1 protein-coding gene is annotated in these 232 nt (G+C 54.7%); it reads right to left on the bottom strand.

Annotated features, from left to right (window positions below; all coding sequences use genetic code 11):
• Positions 1-202: hypothetical protein (locus AC1RPY_RS08235; RefSeq protein ID WP_481763196.1), on the bottom strand; the 202-nt coding region annotated here is incomplete at its 3' end.
• Between the last annotated feature and the right edge of the window lie 30 nt (positions 203-232).

Here is a 232-nt window from a genome sequence, read left to right on the forward strand (position 1 = left end):
GAAGCGTCTTGAGGAAGCCCTCCATGCGCTTGATCGGGGACTCACCCAGACCTTCGAGCGTCGGCGTGTCGTTCACGGGCAACCCGTACATCGTATTCATCTTGCGAACCGCCCACGGGAAGAAGTGGCCGATTTCCAAACCGCTCTCCGCAAAGTCCTTCGACGCGGAGCCTACAACGTGATCATACTCATGCAGATTCAAACTACTCTCCTTAAAGTGTGTAATGGTTGG

This window comes from Dellaglioa sp. CoH-56-MRSF-12 (assembly GCF_056782075.1).